The sequence below is a fragment of the Candidatus Parvarchaeota archaeon genome (genome assembly GCA_016866895.1).
In the GTDB taxonomy this organism is placed as follows: Archaea; Micrarchaeota; Micrarchaeia; order Anstonellales; family VGKX01; genus VGKX01.
In genome coordinates this window covers 1-1,114 of sequence record VGKX01000240.1, presented here as the reverse complement: position 1 = coordinate 1,114, position 1,114 = coordinate 1, and the positions used below count along the sequence as shown (strand labels likewise).

At 44.8% G+C, this 1,114-nt stretch carries 1 protein-coding gene; it reads right to left on the bottom strand.

Annotation, left to right across the window (positions count from 1 at the left end; translation table 11 throughout):
• Positions 1-672: 672 nt before the first annotated feature.
• Positions 673-1,083 carry a cell division protein SepF gene (locus tag FJZ26_06245; GenBank protein MBM3230006.1) on the bottom strand — a complete coding sequence of 137 codons (411 nt, stop codon included), beginning with the start codon at positions 1,081-1,083 and terminating at the stop codon, positions 673-675.
• Positions 1,084-1,114: the final 31 nt, after the last annotated feature.

Here is a 1,114-nt window from a genome sequence, read left to right as displayed (position 1 = left end):
TGCCGCAGGTCATTGAAAAGATGAACAGCTTTCCAAAATATGGCACTTCAGTCTCGCTTTCAGTAAGAATGAGCGTCTTTTCATGGCACATTGGGCAGTCCTGCCCGGCAAGCAGAGCCTCCTCTTCCTGTTTTTCCCCTGTCTTCTTTATACCTGTTTCCATGTTAAATTTGTAAAAATAAGGCTTTATATTTTTTATGGTTGTGAAGGCTCTGTCCCGAATTTAAGTTTTGGCGTCAATTTTGCGAGCGTTATATTGAGCAGCAGCCAAGCTGACAGGGGGATGTCCCTCAACCTTTTTGCAAAAAGCTTGACCAAAAAACAGTGGCTAAAATTTCATTTTAGCCGCGAGGAGTTGAACGCTTAAATGTGATTGAAGTTGGGGGCTTTACGCCCCCAATATAAAGTCGTTGTCAACGGGCGAAACCGTTGCGGGGATGTCAGCTCAAAACAAAAACCAGGTACACGCGAGCCGACGCCAAAACTTTGCGAAGCAAAGTAACGAACGGAGCGAAGCGGAGTGACTCTATCGAGCCGAAGGCGAGATTTTCATGGAAGCCGGTTGTGAATGTGGCGCAGATATTAATCCATAAAAAATGCAGGGCAGCCATTCAGAAAAACTAAATAATTAATAAATTTGATAGATAAAATTCAATAAATAAAAAATAACGCTTACTGCTCTTCAACAACGCTGCTTTCCTCGGAATGCTTTGACCTGTAAATCCTGGCGAAAGAGGGCGTGACAACAATGTAGTCGTCGCCGAATCCTGCGATGTCGCCCTTGATCGCGTCGCATGTCTTCTTCAGCTTGTTGATGCTTCTCTTCAGCTCAACCAGGTCCTTGTCTTTGAGCGGCTTGATATTGACAAGCGCAATTGTGTATCCTTCCCTGAGTGTATCAAGGATTTCCTTTATGTTGGAAAAATCCTCAAGAACATACGGCCTTACAATTACCTTTGACTTTGCATCCTCTGACTGCAGGGTGTCCAGTTCAACATAGTCGTCCTCAGCGCCCCTCATCTCCGGCGCAGAATCTGTTTCAACATTGAAAGTGTCCCTCACCCATGAAAATAGCTTTTTCATTTGAATTCCCTCCGAGCAGCTGGCTTACGCT